The sequence below is a fragment of the Arenibacterium sp. CAU 1754 genome (genome assembly GCF_054482635.1).
Genome location: NZ_JBTLRG010000004.1, coordinates 217,784 through 236,779 on the forward strand (window position 1 = coordinate 217,784; position 18,996 = coordinate 236,779).

General features: G+C 60.6%; 19 protein-coding genes. 7 read left to right on the plus strand and 12 right to left on the minus strand.

Annotated elements, in window-relative coordinates; all coding sequences use genetic code 11:
* The first annotated feature begins 16 nt into the window (after window positions 1-16).
* The gene (locus ACXYMO_RS15670; RefSeq protein WP_458879669.1) at window positions 17-646 is read left to right on the plus strand and encodes a ribonuclease T2 family protein; all 630 of its coding nucleotides are present in this window, start codon (window positions 17-19) and stop codon (window positions 644-646) included.
* A 25-nt stretch (window positions 647-671) separates the two neighbouring features.
* On the opposite strand, the gene ACXYMO_RS15675 is transcribed toward ACXYMO_RS15670, so the two are convergent.
* The 3 genes from ACXYMO_RS15675 to ACXYMO_RS15685 form a co-directional block, all read right to left on the minus strand.
* Window positions 672-1,646: a quinone oxidoreductase family protein gene (locus ACXYMO_RS15675; RefSeq protein WP_458879670.1), complete on the minus strand. Its 975-nt coding sequence runs from the start codon at window positions 1,644-1,646 to the stop codon at window positions 672-674.
* Between the two features lie 40 nt (window positions 1,647-1,686).
* Window positions 1,687-2,673, minus strand: a complete 987-nt coding sequence (locus ACXYMO_RS15680; RefSeq protein WP_458879671.1) for an NAD(P)H-quinone oxidoreductase — start codon at window positions 2,671-2,673, stop codon at window positions 1,687-1,689.
* A gap of 76 nt (window positions 2,674-2,749) precedes the next feature.
* Window positions 2,750-3,448 carry a COQ9 family protein gene (locus ACXYMO_RS15685; protein ID WP_458879672.1) on the minus strand — a complete coding sequence of 233 codons (699 nt, stop codon included), beginning with the start codon at window positions 3,446-3,448 and terminating at the stop codon, window positions 2,750-2,752.
* A gap of 111 nt (window positions 3,449-3,559) precedes the next feature.
* On the opposite strand from ACXYMO_RS15685, the gene rpsU reads away from it, so the two are divergent.
* The gene (gene rpsU / locus ACXYMO_RS15690) at window positions 3,560-3,766 is read left to right on the plus strand and encodes a 30S ribosomal protein S21 (protein ID WP_008207378.1); all 207 of its coding nucleotides are present in this window, start codon (window positions 3,560-3,562) and stop codon (window positions 3,764-3,766) included.
* A gap of 133 nt (window positions 3,767-3,899) precedes the next feature.
* Here rpsU and ACXYMO_RS15695 read toward each other — a convergent pair whose 3' ends face one another.
* The 3 genes from ACXYMO_RS15695 to ACXYMO_RS15705 all read right to left on the minus strand — a co-directional run bounded on the left by ACXYMO_RS15695 (window position 3,900) and on the right by ACXYMO_RS15705 (window position 7,151).
* Window positions 3,900-5,489, minus strand: coding sequence for a GMC family oxidoreductase (locus ACXYMO_RS15695; RefSeq protein ID WP_458879673.1), 1,590 nt, complete (start codon window positions 5,487-5,489; stop codon window positions 3,900-3,902).
* An 86-nt stretch (window positions 5,490-5,575) separates the two neighbouring features.
* Window positions 5,576-6,604 carry a Hint domain-containing protein gene (locus ACXYMO_RS15700; protein ID WP_458879674.1) on the minus strand — a complete coding sequence of 343 codons (1,029 nt, stop codon included), beginning with the start codon at window positions 6,602-6,604 and terminating at the stop codon, window positions 5,576-5,578.
* Window positions 6,605-6,692: 88 nt separating this feature from the next.
* Window positions 6,693-7,151 carry an Lrp/AsnC family transcriptional regulator gene (locus ACXYMO_RS15705; protein ID WP_458879675.1) on the minus strand — a complete coding sequence of 153 codons (459 nt, stop codon included), beginning with the start codon at window positions 7,149-7,151 and terminating at the stop codon, window positions 6,693-6,695.
* A 136-nt stretch (window positions 7,152-7,287) separates the two neighbouring features.
* Here ACXYMO_RS15705 and ald point away from each other — a divergent pair, with 136 nt between their 5' ends.
* Window positions 7,288-8,406: an alanine dehydrogenase gene (gene ald / locus ACXYMO_RS15710; protein ID WP_458879676.1), complete on the plus strand. Its 1,119-nt coding sequence runs from the start codon at window positions 7,288-7,290 to the stop codon at window positions 8,404-8,406.
* 15 nt (window positions 8,407-8,421) lie between these two features.
* Here ald and ACXYMO_RS15715 read toward each other — a convergent pair whose 3' ends face one another.
* Window positions 8,422-9,228: a mechanosensitive ion channel family protein gene (locus tag ACXYMO_RS15715; protein ID WP_458879677.1), complete on the minus strand. Its 807-nt coding sequence runs from the start codon at window positions 9,226-9,228 to the stop codon at window positions 8,422-8,424.
* A 93-nt stretch (window positions 9,229-9,321) separates the two neighbouring features.
* Window positions 9,322-9,750 (minus strand): large conductance mechanosensitive channel protein MscL, encoded by a 429-nt coding sequence (gene mscL, locus ACXYMO_RS15720; RefSeq protein WP_458879678.1) that lies wholly within the window; start codon window positions 9,748-9,750, stop codon window positions 9,322-9,324.
* 137 nt (window positions 9,751-9,887) lie between these two features.
* On the opposite strand from mscL, the gene ACXYMO_RS15725 reads away from it, so the two are divergent.
* Window positions 9,888-10,586, plus strand: a complete 699-nt coding sequence (locus tag ACXYMO_RS15725) for a glutathione S-transferase family protein (protein WP_458879679.1) — start codon at window positions 9,888-9,890, stop codon at window positions 10,584-10,586.
* A 24-nt stretch (window positions 10,587-10,610) separates the two neighbouring features.
* Here the strand turns inward: ACXYMO_RS15725 and ACXYMO_RS15730 are convergent, their stop codons facing one another.
* Genes ACXYMO_RS15730 through pheS form a run of 4 tightly spaced genes read right to left on the minus strand, consistent with a single transcriptional unit; the run spans window position 10,611 to window position 14,905 of the window.
* Window positions 10,611-11,060 carry a YtoQ family protein gene (locus ACXYMO_RS15730; RefSeq protein WP_458879680.1) on the minus strand — a complete coding sequence of 150 codons (450 nt, stop codon included), beginning with the start codon at window positions 11,058-11,060 and terminating at the stop codon, window positions 10,611-10,613.
* 40 nt (window positions 11,061-11,100) lie between these two features.
* Window positions 11,101-13,497 (minus strand): phenylalanine--tRNA ligase subunit beta, encoded by a 2,397-nt coding sequence (gene pheT, locus ACXYMO_RS15735; RefSeq protein WP_458879681.1) that lies wholly within the window; start codon window positions 13,495-13,497, stop codon window positions 11,101-11,103.
* Window positions 13,494-13,835 (minus strand): DUF2513 domain-containing protein, encoded by a 342-nt coding sequence (locus ACXYMO_RS15740; RefSeq protein WP_458879682.1) that lies wholly within the window; start codon window positions 13,833-13,835, stop codon window positions 13,494-13,496. Before ACXYMO_RS15740 ends, pheT begins: the two co-directional genes overlap by 4 nt.
* Window positions 13,832-14,905, minus strand: coding sequence for a phenylalanine--tRNA ligase subunit alpha (pheS, locus tag ACXYMO_RS15745; RefSeq protein ID WP_458879683.1), 1,074 nt, complete (start codon window positions 14,903-14,905; stop codon window positions 13,832-13,834). The genes ACXYMO_RS15740 and pheS overlap by 4 nt, the downstream gene beginning before the upstream one ends.
* A gap of 128 nt (window positions 14,906-15,033) precedes the next feature.
* On the opposite strand from pheS, the gene ACXYMO_RS15750 reads away from it, so the two are divergent.
* From ACXYMO_RS15750 to ACXYMO_RS15760, 3 genes are all read left to right on the plus strand, one after another.
* A complete protein-coding gene (locus ACXYMO_RS15750) occupies window positions 15,034-16,179 on the plus strand; it encodes a serine hydrolase domain-containing protein (RefSeq protein WP_458879684.1) in 1,146 nt (381 codons plus the stop codon).
* A 24-nt stretch (window positions 16,180-16,203) separates the two neighbouring features.
* Window positions 16,204-17,376 carry a YbfB/YjiJ family MFS transporter gene (locus ACXYMO_RS15755; RefSeq protein WP_458879685.1) on the plus strand — a complete coding sequence of 391 codons (1,173 nt, stop codon included), beginning with the start codon at window positions 16,204-16,206 and terminating at the stop codon, window positions 17,374-17,376.
* 114 nt (window positions 17,377-17,490) lie between these two features.
* Entirely contained in the window at window positions 17,491-18,996 is a 1,506-nt protein-coding gene (locus tag ACXYMO_RS15760) for a hypothetical protein (RefSeq protein ID WP_458879686.1), read from the plus strand.

The following is an 18,996-nucleotide window of genomic DNA, read 5'->3' on the forward strand; positions in this document are numbered from 1 at the left end:
ATAAGGGAAGAGGCGAATGCGCTGGCTTTTGATCTGGCTTTTGTCCGTTACTCCGGTTTTCGCCGATGGCGAAGCAGCCGGGAAATTCGATTATTACGTCCTGAGCCTCAGCTGGTCGCCCAACTGGTGTGCGATCGAAGGGGATGCGCGCAAGTCCGATCAATGTGACGACCGACATGACCACGGGTGGATCCTGCATGGTCTTTGGCCGCAGTATCACCGCGGATATCCGTCGTTCTGCCGCACGGGTGAACGCCCCCCGTCGCGCGGCATGACGGCGGCCATGTCCGACATCATGGGCAACGGCGGTCTGGCCTGGCATCAATGGAAAAAACACGGCACGTGCAGTGGGTTATCGGCCAGCGACTATTTCGCGCTCTCGCGCCGTGCCTATGAGCAGGTGAACCGCCCCGCCGTTTTCCGCAAACTGGATCGCCCCGTGAAACTGCCCGCGACCGTGGTTGAGCAGGCTTTCCTTGAGGCCAATCCAACCTGGACCAAAAGCATGCTGACGATCACCTGCAAACAGGGTCACATCCAGGAGGCCCGCCTGTGCCTGTCGCGGGATCTGAAACCGGTGCCCTGCGGGCGCGACGTAATTCAGGATTGCCGGATGAAGGACGCGGTGTTCGCCCCGATCCGGTAAGACCGGGGCGACCCATTCCGCCTGTTCAGACGCGCAGAATCGTGCTGCCGGTGGTCTTGCGGGCCTCAAGGGCGCGATGCGCCTCGGCCACATCGTCCAGCGCGAATTCCTGATCGATGCGAATTGCGATGTCCCCCGACTGTACCTTGCCAAACAGATGCATTGCCATCGCCTGGCAGGAGTCGTGATCCGCGATATGGGTGAACAGCGTCGGGCGCGTCACCTTGAGCGACCCCTTTTGCCCCAAAATCCCGAGGTTGAATGGCGGAACCGGCCCCGAGGCATTGCCGAACGAGATCAGCATGCCCAGCGGTTTCAGGGAATCCAGAGACCCCTCGAACGTGTCATTGCCAACCGCGTCCATGACCACATCGACACCTTTTCCATCGGTCAGATCGCGGACCCGTGCGGCGAAATCCTCGGTTCGGTAATTGATGCAATGGTTGGCCCCGTGATCCAGCGCGAGCTGACATTTTTCATCCGTTCCGGCGGTGCCGATCAGCGTGATCCCTTCCGAGCGGGCCCATTGGCAGGCGATCAGCCCGACGCCCCCGGCGGCAGCGTGAAACAGGACCGTGTCACCCTTGCTGATCGGGGTCGTGCGGTGGAACAGGTATTCAACCGTCATCCCCTTGAGCATCATCGCCGCGCCCTGTTCGAATGACAAATCGCCCGGCAGCGGACAGACTTGCGCGGCGGGCATCACCCGCGCCTCGCAATAGGCCCCCGGAGGGGCGGCGGCATAGGCGGCACGATCACCGGCTTTCAGGTGGGTCACACCCTCGCCCACGGCGTCGATCACCCCCGCCGCTTCCATGCCCAGCGCATGCGGCAATTCAAGCGGATAAAGACCGGTGCGCTGATAGACGTCGATGAAATTCAGACCACAGACCTTGTGGGCGATGCGCACCTTGCCCGGGCCCGGGTCGCCAACCGGACGATCCACCAGTTTCAGGTTTTCCGGTCCGCCGAATTCTTCGATGATTGCCGTTTTTGCCATTGTTCTCCCCCCAAATGACGCAATGAAGTTGCCGGGCGTCTTACCCGGCCACCTTCATCACGATCTTGCCAATATGGCCGCTGCTTTCCAGCCGTGCATGCGCCTTTGCGGCATCGGCAAGATCGAATTCGCTGTCCATCACCGGGGCGATCCGTTTGGCATCCAGCAGGGGCCAGACCGCCTCGCGCAGGTCCTGCGCAATCCGGGCCTTGGCCAGGTTGCTTTGCGGGCGCAGGGTGCTGCCGGTGATTGTCAGGCGGCGCACCATCAGCTGGGCAAAGTTCAGTTCGGCCACGGGCCCTTGCAGGAACGCGATCTGAACAAGCCGCCCATCATTGGCCAGCGTCTTGACGTTGCGGGGAATGTAATCGCCCCCCACCATGTCGAGGATCAGATCGGCGCCGCCCTCGGCCTTCATTACTTCGACGAAATCCTCGGTCTTGTAGTTTATCGCGCGCTCGGCCCCCAGATCGGTACAGGCCCTGCATTTGTCATCCGATCCGGCGGTCGCAAAAACACGCGCGCCAAAGGCGTTGGCCAATTGAATGGCCGTGGTCCCGATCCCAGAGGATCCGCCGTGAACGAGGAACCGCTCTCCTGCCTGAAGCCCGCCGCGCATGAACACGTTGGTCCACACGGTGAAATAGGTTTCCGGCAGGCAGGCGGCCTCTTTCATGCCCATGCCATCCGGGATCGGCAGGCAATGGGCCGCAGGGGTGGCCACATATTCCGCATATCCACCGCCCGGCAGCAGGGCGCAAACCTTGTCCCCCACCGACAGCTCGCTGACCCCATCGCCCAGAGCGACAACCTCGCCCGACGCCTCAAGCCCGGGCAAATCGCTGGCATCCGGCGGCGGGTCATAGGCCCCTGCCCGTTGCAGCGCATCGGGCCGGTTTACACCTGCATAGGCGACTTTCAGAACGACTTGGCCATGGGCGGGAACGGGCACAGGCCGTTCGGTCAGCTTCAACACATCCGGTCCGCCCGGTTCGGAAATTTCCACGGCGCGCATCGTTTCAGACATAGTCTCCACCCTTTTCCCTAAGTCTCGGTTGGCGGCACTCTCCGTGAGATTTGCGTCGAACACAACCAGTCCCGCATCAGCCCTTGGACGATCGCCAACGGCCCGGCAAATCCGAGGGCGTGTTTTGCGAGGGTGCCTTGATCTGGGTCATCAGCCAGTTCGGCCCGGCCAGAAATGGCTTGAGAAGCGGGTTCTTGTTGACCTCGGCCTTCAGCTTTTCGATCTGCATCACATTGTCGATGCGCCGATCCAGGAAATCCCAGGTCGCCGTATTGCCGGCGCTGTCATCCCCAAGCCAAAATAAGACCGTCGATGAATAGACCGCCGACAATGTAGCCCGTTTCGAGTACCAGTTGAAATCGTCCGACGTATCGCCCAGCGCATTCCAGATCAGATCGCAGGTGCCCCAGATCGCCTTGGCCCCGAGGGGGGCATATTGCGGCAACGCAAACAGGGTCGTGCCCCGGCGCACGATTTCCTTGTCCTCGACCGCCTCGATCCGGAACCGCACGGCGGCGGCGATCTTGTCCCGGAACCGCAGGTTCGACAGGTCCTCGGTTTCGATTCGTGCGAGCATGGCCGCGTCGCCGCGCGCGTGATAGGCCACCGCCAGATCGACCGCACCGCGCGGACAGGCGGCGCGGGCCAGCGCAGGGTCCAGTCCCGCATCCGAAACAGCGGCCGAGAACGTCGCCTCGCTCCATCCGTCAAAGGGAACATGCGGCAAAGCCGCGTCCAGCAGTGTGTCGATAATGTCCGTGTTGGGCGGTGTCATGGCGGTGTCCTTGATCAGCGGGCAGTACTGGACAAGATAGGATTCCCTTGCTATACGGCCACTTCCTGCAAATCCTTGCAACTCGTAACTTAGAAAGGTGGTGAAAACCACATGCAGGTTAGTGTTCGCGACAACAATGTCGATCAGGCGCTTCGTGCCCTGAAGAAAAAGCTGCAGCGTGAAGGCGTATTCCGCGAAATGAAGCTCAAGCAACATTTCGAGAAGCCGTCCGAGAAAAAAGCACGCGAGAAAGCCGAAGCGATCCGCCGCGCCCGGAAACTGGCACGGAAGAAAGCTCAGCGCGAAGGGATGCTCTAAGCACCTTTTCTCAGCTTTTGCTGACACGGTATTTGACGACCCCCGGGCTTCCGCTTCGGGGGTTTGTCGTTTTTATGGGGTATATTTGTACGCCGCCGCGTGGCCCGCACCTGTCCCGGATACTTCTGATCCGTCAGCCGCGCGCATCCGCCAGGATCATGTCACTGGCTTTTTCCGCGATCATGATGGTGGGCGAGTTTGTGTTCCCGCTGGTGATCGTCGGCATCACACTTGCATCGACCACCCGCAGCCCACCCAGGCCGCGCAGGCGCAATTGCGGGTCCAGCGGCGCCGCGTCATCCGCCCCCATGCGAACGGTGCCCACGGGATGGAAAATCGTCGTTCCGATATCGCCGGCGGCGCGGGCAAGGTCTGCGTCACTCTCAAAGGTCAGGCCCGGTTTCATCTCTTGCGGGTCATATTTGCGCATCGGGCCCTGCGCCATGATCCGGCGCGCCTGCCGCAGGGCGGCAACGGCAACGGCACGGTCCCCTTCGGTCGACAGGTAGTTTGGGGCAATCTCCGGCGCATCCTCGGGATTGGGGGATGTGATCTGAACATGGCCGCGGCTTTGCGGGCGCAGGTTGCAGACGCTGGCCGTCATGGCCGGGAAATCGTGGAGCGGCTGGCCAAACGCCTCAAGCGACAGCGGTTGCACATGATATTCAAGATCCGGTGTCTCAAGATCAGGCCGGGATTTGGAAAACGCGCCCAACTGACTGGGCGACATCGACATGGGCCCCGACCGGGTCAGCAGATATTCCATCCCTATCCGCGCCTTGCCTAGCAGGGAATTGGCAATGGTGTTCAGCGTCTTTGCCCCGGTCAGTCGCCAGGCACAGCGCAGTTGCAGATGATCCTGCAGGTTGCGGCCAATTGCAGGCATCTCATGGTGAACCTCGATACCATGTTTCTGCAACAACGCACCGGGGCCGATACCGGACAGTTGCAGGATTTGCGGAGACCCGATGGCCCCGGCGGACAGGACCACCTCCCCCTTGGCGCGGGCTGTCTTGAGCGCTCCGTTCTGACGGTATTCGACGCCCACAACGCGACCCTCTTCGATCAGCAGGCGGGTCGTATGCGCGCGGGTTTCAATCTTCAGAGTATCGCCCCTGGCCGGGGCCAGAAAGGCGCGCGCCGTGTTCAGCCGCCAGCCTTTGCGCTGGTTGACCTTGAAATACCCGACACCTTCGTTGTTGCCTGTGTTGAAATCGTCCGTATGCGGCAGCCCTTCGGCCTGCGCGGCGGCCATCCAGTCGTCCAGCACATCCCAGTGCAGCCGCTGATTGTCGACGCGCCATGGCCCGCCGGTGCCGTGCATGTCGGACGGGCCGTCAGCGTAGTCTTCGACCCGTTTGAACAGCGGCAGAACATCGTTCCAGCCCCATCCGACATTGCCCATCTGCCGCCAGCCATCGTAGTCGGCCGCCTGCCCCCGCAGGTACAGCATTCCGTTGATCGACGAACATCCGCCCAGAACCTTGCCACGTGGATACATCAGCGAGCGCCCGTTCAGCCCGTCATCCTTGGCGGTTCGGAACATCCAGTCGGTGCGCGGGTTCCCGATGCAATAGAGATAGCCCATGGGGATGTGGATCCAGTGGTAATTATCGCGCCTGCCCGCCTCAAGCAGCAGAACCTTGTGGCCCGCGCGCGAAAGCCTGCTGGCAACGACGCAGCCCGCGCTTCCGCCGCCGACGACGATATAATCCCAGTTCATGACCGACCTCCCAATGAGGCCAAACTAGCAATCGGGCGGGGAATGACAATCTGATTGCGCGGTTAGACCGCGACCTGATTGCGCGGTCAGACCGCGACGAGGCTTAACTGCTCCTGCCGATGCAGGGCCGGTTGCCCCATCAGCACCTCTGTCTCATGCAGGGTCAGAACCTGGCGCGCGGTCTGCGCATGCGATGTGGTGGACTCTTTCATTGCCTGAACCACCTGGAAATCTGGATCGGCCTCGGCATTTCGCTGCAAGATGTCAAAGGCCGTATCCCCCAGGAACAAGCTCTCACAGAGGGCGCCATTGGCGGTAAGAACGCCATGATCATCCAGCAACAGATGGACGTATTCAATTCTGGGGCGCGGCGCGAGACGAATTTCGCGCCCGTTGACCAATGCCTTGGCCGGTACCAAAACCTCGCCCGAACCAAAAAGCAATTCTGCGCGGGCCGACCGCAACAGAACCCTGTGGTTCTGCGACAGCAACAATGGCTTCGTGTTTCCGACGCTGCCTTGCGCGAACCGGACCGGCGCGGCGGCCCCATATCCGGGCACCGTCATCCGCCCGACCCAGCGCACCGTCTGAACGGACCTGTCCAGCGTATCCACGAGGTCACCTACGCTCAAATCATTGCACCGGATGGGTCCGTGCGGCCCTTCGATCAGTGTCTGGCCGGCGAAACAAATGAATTGATGGTTATAGCTTGCGTTCTGATCCGAGGTGTAAAACTGCGGCTCGGCCGACGGGTTGTAATTGTCCCAATACCACTGCTGAAGATCGAAATCGGGGGTCCAGATGATCTGGGTCGTTACCCCGTTCTGGTCGAGCCCTTCAAAAACGATGATCCCGCCATCGCCCGGCGCCATGTCCGAGCGCACGACAACCGCATCTTCGATGGAACGGGCGCCCCCGTTGCCTGTCCATTGCAGATCATAGGCATCGCCAATCTCGAACAATCGGGGATCGGGATCGTCAGGGTTTGATGTAATGATTAGATGTGTAAAGGAATTTGGCGGATAATCGAATTTTGACGCCGTGGGCGTGACACGGACATTATCGCCGGTCGAGGCGGCAAATTCTTCATCCACTCCGTAAAATGACAATGACATCGCGGGCTCCTTGGGCACGCGATCGTTGCAAATTCAAAATAACCTAAAGTGAATTTCCGCTTTCGAAATTCATCGCAATTTATTCAAATCAAACAGGCAGGGCCGTCGTTTTGAATACCGTGCGCAAGGCAAAGCTGCTTTGCATCTGGGCCACGCCCGGCAAGCGGGCCAGATGCTGCCTGTGAATGCGGGCAAAATCCTCGGTGTTTTCGGCGACCACTTTTAGAATGTAATCCGCCGTTCCCGCCATAAGATGGCATTCCAGAACGTCGGGAATGAGGGCCACGGCCTTTTCAAAGGCGTCCAGAACATCATCAGTTTGGCCGCGCAGGGTGATTTCCACAAAGACGGTCGTGGACACGCCCAGTTTACGCGCATCGACCAGCGCGACATAGTCGCGAATGTATCCATCGGACTCAAGCCGTTGCACCCGGCGGTGACAGGCCGACGGCGACAAATTCACCTTTTCCGACAATTCGGCGTTCGACATGCGGCCCTGCGCCTGAAGGGCGGCCAGAATCTTGCGGTCAATCGTATCAAGGGACATTGGCGCACATCTTTCGCGGTGGGTATGACAATATTCGAAGACTATTCGAACAAATGACACTAACACGAGTTATATTTTCACAGAAATTGCAGTCAACACGTCTCATACTGAACGTGTTCAGTCAGGGAGGGACAGAATGAAAATCGGATGCCCCAGGGAAATCAAAGCACAGGAATTTCGCGTCGGCGTGACACCAAATGCCGCGCATGAGGCGGTTGTACACGGGCACGACGTTCTGATCGAAACCCAGGCCGGCGTCGGCGCAGGGTTCGATGACGACGCCTATGTGACCGCAGGCGCGCGGATCGTCGACAGCGCCGAGGAAATCTTTGCCAGCGCCGACATGATCGTGAAGGTCAAGGAACCGCAGAAAAGCGAACGCAAAATGCTGCGCGAAGGGCAGGTGTTGTTCACCTACCTGCACCTTGCCCCGGACCCCGAGCAAACGCGTGATCTGTTGGACTCGGGCTGTACCGCGATTGCCTATGAGACCGTCACCGATGCCGATGGCGGCCTGCCCCTGCTGGCCCCGATGTCCGAGGTGGCCGGAAAACTGGCCCCGCAAGTGGGCGCATGGACGTTGCAAAAGGCAAACGGCGGGCGCGGTGTTTTGCTGGGCGGCGTGCCGGGAGTCGGGCCAGCGCGGGTTGCCATCATCGGCGGGGGGCACGTCGGCACCCATGCCGCGCGGGTTGCTGCTGGCATGGGCGCGGATGTGACTGTTCTGGACAGGTCACTGCACCGGATGCGCTATCTGGACGATGCGTTCTCGGGCCTGTTCAAGACCTCCTACGCAAGCAAGGGCAACACCGCCGAACTGGTTGCCGCTGCGGATTTGGTCATCGGCGCGGTTCTGGTTCCCGGCGCCGCCGCGCCCAAGCTGGTGACGCGCGATCAACTGTCGACCATGAAACCCGGCGCGGCGATCGTGGATGTTGCGATTGATCAGGGCGGATGTTTCGAAACATCGCGCCCCACCACGCACGAGAACCCGATTTATGATGTGGACGGGATCATGCACTACTGCGTGGCCAACATGCCCGGCGCCGTGGCGCGCACCGCAACCATCGCCCTTGGAAATGCGACGATGCCCTTCATGATCGAACTTGCCAACAAAGGCTGGCGTCAGGCCTGCACCGACAATCCCCATCTTCTGGACGGGTTGAACGTGCATGCGGGCAAGCTGACGTATTATGCCGTGGGCAAGGCGTTGGGAATCGACGTGACCTCGCCCACGGTGGCCATCAGGGGCTGACGTCGCGAGGCGAAATCAGCCATCTTTGCGGATCTGCACCTGGTGCGGATAGGGAATGGAAATGCCGGTGGTGTCGAAGGTTTCCTTGATGATCTTGGTCAATTCGAATTTGACGTCCCAGTAATCGGCGGCCGCACACCAGACCCGCGCGGTCAGATCGACCGAACTGTCGCCAAGGTTGGTCACACGCACCCAGGGCTCCGGATCATCCAGCACGCGGCTGTCGGCTTGGGCGAGGTCCAGAATGGTCTGCATCGCCGTGTTGGCGTCATCGCCATAGTCGATGCCAAACACCAGATCGACGCGGCGCGTATCGTGATGCGAAAAGTTCTTGATGATCGCGCCCCAGGCCTGACCGTTGGGCACAATGATCTGAACGTTGTCCGGCGTGGCAAGTTCGGTGAAAAACAGGTTCAGATCCTTCACCTTGCCCGATGTCCCGCCGATATCGACAAACTGGCCCAGCTTGAAAGGACGAAACAGGATCAGCATGAAGCCTGCCGCCAGGTCGCTGAGCGTTCCCTGCAGGGCCAGACCAATGGCCAGCGTTGCCGCGCCCAGCATGGCAACCAGACTGGTTGCCTCGATCCCGAACAGGCCCAGAACCGCCACAAGCACGATGATCAGGATCAGCCACCGCACGATGCTGGCCGCAAAATTGCCCAGCGTCTGGTCGATGTTGGGATGCGCGTTCACGCGCCGTCGCACAAAACGGGATACCAGCCCCGCCACCAACCACCCCACGATCAGGACGATCAACGCCTTGACGCCATTGATGACCACGGGCGCATAAGCCCCCAGTTCCGCCAAAATGTCTTCCATCTTTTTCGTTCCTTTTTTCGCGCTGTTTCAAACACTGAAAAAAGAAAGGGCCTGCCAATGGCAAGCCCTTAGTTCGCTTCGTGAGTGGAGTTTTTATTTTTTCAGTGCATCCCGGATTTCCATCAGAAGATCGACTTCCGACGGACCTGCGGGTGCCTCTTCGGCCGCTTCTTCTTCTTTTTCCGCGGCGTCCTTGGCTTTGTTCACGGCCTTGACCAGCATGAACACAACCCATGCGATGATCAGGAAATTGATCAGCGCCATGATGAATGAACCGTAAGCAAAGACTGCTGCGCCGGTTTCGCGGGCCGCATCCAGGCTGGCGCCTTCCGGTACGTCGCCGGACAGAACGGCGTAGTTGTTGGTAAAGTCGACACCGCCCATGAACAGGCCGATGATCGGGTTGATCAGGTCACCCACCAACGACGTCACAATTGCTGTAAAGGCAGCGCCGATAATGATACCGACTGCCATGTCCATGACATTGCCCTTGGCAATGAAATCTTTGAACTCTTGAATCATCTAGTCGTCCCTCGTTTCTACTGGCCCGTGCGTTTGTTCGCTCCGACACATTTGATGCAGCAGAGATGCACGCAACCATTTCTGTTTTCATGGGGAAAAAAACGTAGTTTACCCCCATCACCACAACGGAGATCCAGATGACCACTCTCACCCAGTTCCCCATCACCCAAAAATGGCCCGCCAAGAATGACGAGCTTATTCAACTCTACTCATTTCCCACACCCAATGGTGTAAAAGTTTCTATTGCGCTTGAGGAACTTGGGCTGCCTTACGAGGTGCACAAAGTCACCCTGTCGGACAGTGACGTCAAAAGTCCCGCGTTTTTGTCTTTGAATCCAAACAATAAAATCCCCGCCATCATCGACCCCAACGGGCCTGATGGTCAGCCCATCGGATTGTTCGAAAGCGGCGCGATCCTGATTTACCTAGCCGAAAAGACCGGCAAGCTGATTGGCCAGACCGCGACGGACAAACTCAAAATCATCCAGTGGCTGATGTTCCAGATGGGGGGCGTTGGGCCGATGTTTGGCCAGCTGGGGTATTTCTACAAATTCGCCGGAAGCGAAATCGACGACCCGCGTCCGCAGGAACGTTACGTAACGGAATCAAAGCGTCTGATGAACGTTCTGGAACAGGCGCTTGAGGGCAAGGAGTGGATCGTCGGGGACTATTCAATCGCGGATATCGCCATTGCGCCCTGGCTGCGGGCGCTGGATTTCTACGGCGCGCGTGACACGGTCGGGTGGTCCGACCATCCGAACCTGGTGAGCTACGTCAAACGGTTCGAGGCGCGGCCGGCCGTTCAAATCGGTCTGGTCACCCCCCCGCGCGACTGATCGCAGGGGCGGACGGCGCCCGGTCTATCCGGGCAGGGCGCCGGTCAGAACATAGCGCAGGATCTCGACAACCTGCTGCGGGTCTTCGGCCACGGCCAGCGCGGCGGCATCGACCTCTTTCAACGCATGCGCATGGTCGGGACCGTGCAGAATGATCAGCGACTTGCCCAGCGCGGCGGCATAGCCCGCGTCAAAGGCCGCGTTCCACTGTTTGTACTTGTCACCAAAGCGGACCACCACGATGTCGGCATCCTCGATCCCCTTGCGGGTGCGGATGGCGTTCACCTTTGCGCCCTTGTGGTCGTGCCAGAACTTGTTGGGTTCCTCGCCCAGGATGGCAACACCGCAATCATCGCTGGCCGCGTGATCGGTCACCGGCGCACTGAACGTCACGTCCAGGCCGGTGGCGCCCTCGGTGATCTGTTCGCGCCAATCGGTGTGGATTTCACCGCTCAGATATACATTCAACGTCATTGCATTGTCTCCTTGTCAGGCCGGTCGGGCCTGCGCCGGATCACCCGCGCAGCACACCGCCGGTTGCCTTGGTCACTTTTTCGACGATCTTGGCGCTGACCGCTTCGATGTCAGCATCCTTGAGCGTTGCCTCGGTCGGCTGCAACCGGACAGTCACGGCAAGAGATTTCTTGCCTTCCCCCAGGCTGCCGCCGATGAATTCATCAAAGACGCGCACGTTTTCGATCAGGGTCTTGTCGGCGCCGGCGGCCGCGTTGACCAGAGTCAGCGCCTCGACATCCGCATCGACGACAAAGGCAAAGTCACGCTCGACCGCCTGAAGGTCACGCAGTTCCAGCGCCGGGCGGGTCGCGCCCGACTTGCGCGGCAGCGGCACCTGGTCCGGCCAGATGGTAAAGGCCATCGCCGGGCCCTTGATGTCCATCTCGGCCAGGATTTTCGGGTGCAATTCGCCAAAGACGCCCAGAACCTTTTTCGGCCCCAGACAGATTTTGCCATGCCGCCCGGGGTGCCACCATGCATCGCCGCCGCGCAGGATTTGTACCTTGGCCGGGGCACCGATGGCGGAAAGCACCGCCTCGGCGTCGGCCTTGACGTCAAAGACGTCGACAGGGCGCGACGTGCCGTGCACGTCCTTGGGCGCCGTGCGACCAACCAGGATACCGCTCACCTGCGTACTTTGTTCCTCGGGCTCGCCACCATGAAACACCGGACCCAGTTCGAACAGCGCCAGATCCATGAACCCGCGCGCCTGATTGCGCGCCGCGGCCTGCAATAGACCGGGCAGGAGATCCGGGCGCATATGGCTCATCTCGGAACTGATCGGGTTTTCCAGCATGGTCGCATCATCGCCGCCGCCAAACAGCGCGGCACTGGCCCGATCAATGAACGAATAGGAAACACATTCGTTATACCCAAGCGCCGCCGCCGTGCGGCGCGCGGCCTGCTGGCGGCGCTGGCCGGGTGTCATGATCGGCTTGGGGATGCCTGCGGTAATGCGCGGCAGCGGGCGACCTTCCAGCTTGGTCAGCGACGCGATGCGCGCGACCTCTTCGACCAGATCGGCCTCGCCCTGCACATCGGGGCGCCAGCTGGGCACATGGGCCATGTTGCCCTCAAGACGGAACCCAAGGCGCGTCAGCGTCTGGCGCTGATCGCTTTCGGGGATGTTCATGCCTACCAGTGACTGCACCCGCGCGGCATCCAGCTTGTAGGCGCGCGAATGGTCGGGCACGTGACCAGCGACAACAACCTCGGACGCCTCGCCCCCGCACAGATCAAGGATCATCTGCGTGGCCAGTTCCAGCCCCGGAATTGTGAATTCGGGATCGACACCGCGTTCGAAACGGTACCGCGCGTCCGAGTTGATTTTCAGCGCCCGGCCCGCCAGCGCGATCTGGACATGGTCCCAATAGGCCGATTCAAGGAACACATCGACCGTGTCCTCGGTCACGCCGGTATCAAGCCCGCCCATGATGCCCGCGATGCTTTCTGGGCCGTTGTCGTCGGAAATCACCATCATGCCCGGGGCAAGGGTGTATTCCTTGTCATCCAGCGCGGTGATCGTCTCGCCACCGGCGGCACGATGCACCCGCAGATTGCCCTGCACCTTGGCCGCATCGAACACGTGCAGCGGGCGGTTGCGGTCATAGGTGAAAAAGTTGGTCACATCGACCAGCGCCGAAATCGGACGCAACCCGATGGCGCGCAGCGCATCCTGCAACCATTGCGGCGAATGCCCGTTCTTGACGCCCCGGATCAGACGTCCGGCAAACAGCGGGCAGCCGTCCTTAGTATCCTCGTCGATCGACACCTTGATCGGGCAGTCGAACTCACCCGGCACCGGCGCGCCATCGCGGTTCTTGAGCGGGCCCAGACCCCGCGCCGCGAGATCGCGCGCGATGCCCTGAACGCCCAGCGCATCGGGGCGGTTCGGGGTGATCGCGATTTCGATCACCGGGTCCACGCGGGACGGGTCGTTTTCGGCCAGCCAGTCGACAAACCGGTCCCCCACCTGCCCGGAGGGCAGTTCGATGATCCCGTCGTGTTCTTCGCTCAGCTCCAGTTCCCGCTCGGACGCCATCATGCCGTGGCTTTCCACGCCGCGGATTTTGCCAACCGACAGGGTGACATCGATGCCGGGCACGTAATCGCCGGGCTTGCACAGCACGACCGTGATCCCCTCGCGCGCATTGGGCGCGCCGCAAACGATCTGCTTGTCGCCCTCGTCGGTTTCCACGGTGCACACGCGCAGACGGTCGGCATCCGGGTGCTGTTCGGCGTGTTTGACCTTGGCCAGGGTAAAGGCCGACAGCTTATCGGCGGGGTTCGAGACCTCTTCCACCTCAAGCCCAAGATCGGTCAGCGCCTCAAGGATTTCCTCAAGGTTGGCCTGGGTGTCCAAATGGTCTTTCAGCCAGGAAAGGGTGAATTTCATAGTTGAATTCCTAATTTTTCGGCTGCTTCTTGTTTGACGTAGGCAATCGCCAAGTCCTTCATCATAGACAAAGTCATTCCTCCAACAGCAGCCGCGCCTTCTCTGGTTTTGTTCCAGACCGTTTCCCCACGAACCGCGTCCAAGTAATCATGGCCAGAGTTAGTTAAGCGATATCCGGAATCCGAAACTCGCTCCAAGAAACCAGCGTCACACAATAGGTCTACGTGGTGAATTTCTCGGTCATCCGATTCCGACGTCCGCGAAAACAAGACAACATTTGATTCAGCAGCTTCCACCTCAAAGAGAAGTTCACGCAAATAGTCTAGGTCCCGTCTCACCGGCTCAGCCCCCCATGCAGGTTCGGCTGGTCCAGACTTGCAAACCCGTAATGGCGCAGCCAGCGCAGGTCGCTGTCGAAAAACGCGCGCAGATCCGGGATGCCGTATTTCAGCATCGCGATCCGGTCGATCCCCATGCCAAAGGCAAAGCCCTGCCATTCGTTCGGGTCGATCCCGCCCGCCTGCAGCACCTTGGGGTGCACCATGCCAGACCCCAGAACCTCCATCCAGTCGTCACCTTCGCCGATGCGCAATTGCCCGTCGATCCAGGAACACTGGATATCAACCTCGGCCGATGGTTCGGTGAACGGGAAGTGTGACGCGCGGAACCGCGTCTTGATCCCGTCGATTTCAAAGAACGCGCTGAAAAATTCTTCAAGCGTCCATTTCAGGTTCGCCATCGAAATATCCTTGTCGATGGCCAACCCCTCGACCTGGTGGAACATGGGCGTGTGCGTCTGGTCGTAATCGGCGCGGTACACGCCGCCGGGGCAGATGATGCGCAACGGGGCGCCCTGTGCCTCCATCGTGCGGATCTGCACAGGGCTGGTATGGGTGCGCAGCACGTGGGGCGGGCGATTGTCGCCCTCGGCCCGATGCATGTAAAACGTGTCCATTTCGGCGCGGGCCGGATGGTGGCCGGGAATGTTCAGCGCATCGAAGTTGTACCAGTCATTGTCGATGCGCGGCCCTTCGGCCACGGCAAAGCCCATTTCGGCAAAGATCGCGGTCAGTTCCTCGGTCACCTGGCTGACCGGGTGAATGGTGCCCTGACGCCGGTCGCGCGCGGGCAGGGTCACGTCCAGCCATTCGCTGCGCAGACGTTCATCCAGCGCCTTGTCGGCAAGGGCGGCCTTTTTCGCGGCGATGGCCGAGTTGATTTCATCCTTGAGCGCGTTCAGCGCCGGGCCGGCGACCTGGCGCTCTTCCGGGGTCATCTTGCCCAGTTCGCGCATCTTGAGCGCGACTTCGCCCTTCTTGCCCACGGCGGCCAGACGGATCGCTTCCAGCGCGTCCTCGTCGCCCGCGTCGGCAATCTGGCCCAGATATTTCGCTTTCAACTCGTCCATGTCGGCCCCCAAAAGGTTTCACGACCTGCTAGCCGCAGCGCCCCGCGAATGCAAGTCGGCCAAATGGGCAATGGACAGATCAATCCGCCTACAGATACCGTGACAGCACAGATCGGGGGGAGAAACAGATGTCGAATTTGAACACGGTCCTTGCACACGCGGTGTCCGCCGGAGATGTGCCTTTTGCGGTGGCGATGACGGCAAATGCCGACGGGGTCACATTCAGCGGCGCCGCCGGAGATGCCGCGCCGGGGCGTGCCGCAAATGAGAGCACGGCCTTTCGCATTTTCTCGATGACCAAGGGCATCGGCGCGCTGGCCGCGATGATCCTGGTCGACCGGGGCAAACTGACGCTCGACACGCCGGTTGGCGATGTCCTGCCGCAGTGGAACGATCTTCAGGTGCTTGACGGGTGGGACGGCGACGCGCCGATCCTGCGTGCGCCGAAAACAACGGCGACCCTGCGCCATCTGGCGACCCATACCAGCGGGATGGATTACGAGTTCTGGAATGCGGATGTGCCCCGCTACATGGAGGCCACCGGCCTGCCGAGCATCCTGTCGGGTCTGAAATCGTCGATGATGTACCCGCTCACCTCGGACCCGGGAACGCGGTGGGGGTATGGTCCGTCCATCGACTGGCTGGGTCAGATGGTCGAGGCGGTCGATGGACGCCGCATCGATGCCTTTTGTCAGGACGAGATATTTGATCCGCTGGGCATGAAGGACACCGCGTTTGAACCCGACACTCTGGTCGATCGGCTGGCCGTGGTTTCAGCCGCCGTTCCGGGCGAAGGGTTTCGCGGGGTCGAACTGGCGCCGCCGCCGCACCCGGAAGTCTACGGCATGGGGCATGCGCTCTACTCCACGGCGCCGGACTATGTCCGGTTCCTGCGGATGGTTCTGAACCGGGGGCAGCTGGACGGGCAGCGCATCCTGTCGGACGCGGCGTTCGAGGTGATGATGGCCGACCAGATGCGCGGCCTGACCTTTCAACCGATGAAAAGCGTCGCGCCGAACGTCAGCGCGGATGTCGACATGTTCCCGGGCACCAAGGTCACTCACAGCTTTGCCTTTGTGCGCAACGAAGAGGATATTCCCGGCAAACGCAGCGCCGGGTCGCAGGGGTGGGCGGGGGTGTGCAACACCCATTACTGGATCGACCCGGCCAGGGACGTGGCCGCCGTCATCATGACCCAGTCGCTGCCGTTTCTGGACCCCGGAATGCTGAAAACCTATGATGCCTATGAACGGGCCGTTTATGCCGATCTGTAAGCGCCCCACCCTCGCGGCAGAGGCATGAGCACTGAACCCGCGCGCCCCTGGCTGGTGCTGTTCGGTCTGGCCCTGGGCGTCTGCGTCACCAACGGGTTTGCGCGCTTTGCCTATGGTCTGATCCTGCCTGCGATGAAATCCGAACTGGGCTGGACCTATGCCCAGGCCGGGTGGCTGAACACGGCCAATGCCCTGGGCTATATCGCGGGGGCGGTGATAACGATGGTTCTGATTTCGCGGATCAACCCATCGCATCTTTTCAACTTTGGCCTGGTGACAACGGCGGTAGCCCTGTTTGCGACCGGCTATGATCCGGCGCTGTGGTGGCAATCGCTGTGGCGAATTCTTGCGGGCATTTTCGGGGCGATGTCGTTTTCCACGGCAGGTGCGCTTACGGCACAACTATTTCAGACTGATAAGCGCCGCAATGCGCTGGCCATTGCCCTTCTGTTCGGGTTTGGCGGCGGGCTGGGGATCGTTCTGGCCGGGGCGGCGCTGCCTCTCATGATCGAACGTTACGGCAACGGGTCCTGGCCCTATGCCTGGACCGTGATCGGGACCACCTGTTTCCTGATGCTTCCACTCAGTCTCTGGGCGGCCAACAGCGTCAAACCTCCACTGCAAAAGACGGACGTCAAACAGCCCCTGCCCCTGCGCAGGATGCTGGCCGAAATGGCCGGATACGCGGGGTTTGGGCTGGGGTATATCGTCTATCTTACCTTTCTCAGCGCATGGATGACCGAACAGGGATCAAGTGCCGCGCTGATTGCAATGGTCTGGGTGATGCTGGGTATTTGCCTGTGCCTGTCGCCGTTCGTCTGGCGCCCAGTCTTTGCCCGGTTCAAATCGGGCCTGCCGCTGGCCATGATCCTGACGTGCATTGCGACGGGTTCGGTTCTTCCCGTTCTTGTGCCAACAGGGCCGGGGCTGGTCCTGTCGGCAATCGTCTTTGGCCTGTCGGTGTTCATGGCACCGGGCGCGGTGACAAGTTTCACCCGTCATAACCTGCCGATGGAAAGCTGGGGCGCGTCCATAAGCTTGTTCACCGTGGTCTTCGCCTTTGCCCAGACCATCGGCCCCTATGGTGCGGGACTGATCGGGGACCTGACCGGAAACATCGGCGACAGCCTGATCGTCGCCGCCTGCGTCCTCATGCTCGGGGCCGCGATTGCGCTGCTTCAGCGCCCCTTGTCCTGACACAAATCCGAACGGCAATTCATGTGCCGGTTTATGGACTTTCCACACCGCCACCTTAAACATGGACAGACCTCACGCGCCGATCAGAACATTGATACGAAACAAGCATACCCAATGACCGAAATCACTGTCTCGTGGCAGAAGATGGCGCAGGATATTCGCGCCCTTCTGGACCAGAAAAAATTTGACCGTGCCCGCAAACTCGCCCGCGCAGCGGCGCAGAAGTGGCCCCGAATACCCGGGCCCTTCGCTCTCCTTGCGCGGATTTCCCTGGCCGAGGGCAAGATCAAACAGGCCCGGGCGCATTTCGACAAATCGCGCGCATTGGGTCTGTCCGGCACACGTGCACATCGTCTGGGGCTGAATATCGCGTTGGACGGCGGGGATGCCGAAGCGGTCCTTGAACATGCCGCGCCCTTGCTGGATGCAGAGGTGAAACTGACCGTGTCGGAATGCCTTGGCATTGCGCACAGTCACGACGCGCTGGAGCGCTGGAACAATGACCCGGTGTTCTGGAAACGCCTGATCGACATGACCAGTCCAAGTCACCGGTTGATCCACGCGCGCTACACCACGCTGTTTCTGTCCCGCCCCGAGGAAGAATGGCCCGCAACGCTGGAATCCGCGGTTTTTGGCCCCGACGGAGGGCCCGCCCACGCGGTGGCCTTCAAACAGTTGCACAGTGCCTTCGGGAACCTGTCACCCGCGATTGCCGTCCTGGCCCGCCGCGCCGCAGACACATGGCCCGATGATCCGACTGTAAAAGGCCTGATGCATATTCTTCGGCCGCAGACATCCTCGCCGGCGCCGGATGACACGGCTGGTCCCGGATCGCGCGCTGCGCAGTTGAATGCCGTTCTGGAAGACTGGCGGGCAACGTCGCCTGACCCCAAGGTTTTCAATGCCTTAAAGACCCAGCTGACGCCCGACGTTCTGCAGCGCGATCTGCTTCGCAATGACCCGGAAAAAGAGGTGCAGGTGAGCCCCGTTGGGCCGTCTGATCTGGTGATGATCGTCATCGCCGGGCTGGGCGATCTGCATCGGTTTCCGTTTTCCCTTATCGACGCCTATCTGGCGGCCAGCGGCATCACCGGTCTTTACCTGCGCGACGGGAAACGCACCCTTTGTCTGGGTGGCATTCACCAGATCGCCGACAGTTATGACGGAACCGTCGCAGGACTGCGCGAGATCCTTGGTCAAATTCCCGGTGCCAATCGCCTGGCCATCATGTCCACCTCGGCCGGCGGCATGGCTGCAGGCAACTTTGGCTGCGATCTGGAAGCCGAAACATTGCTGATGTTTTCGCCACCGACAAACGTGTCGCCCGCATTCCTGAACGCAATGAACGACAGCCGCGGGCGCATCGTGCAAAAGCGGCTGGCCAATATCGAACCGCGCGATCTGTTGGATCTGCGGGCCCGGTTTCAGGCCAGTGCCCATGTGCCCAAAACCTTAATCACATATTCTGCCAACCGGCGGGAGGATCGCCTGCATGCTGAAAATCTAGGCGATCTGGACGGCGTCGAATTAAAGCCGCTCAGCGACACCAATCAGCATCTGGTCCTTCCGGACTATATTACCGACAATTCGTTTCTGCCTTTGCTGCGCGCACTGGTTTGA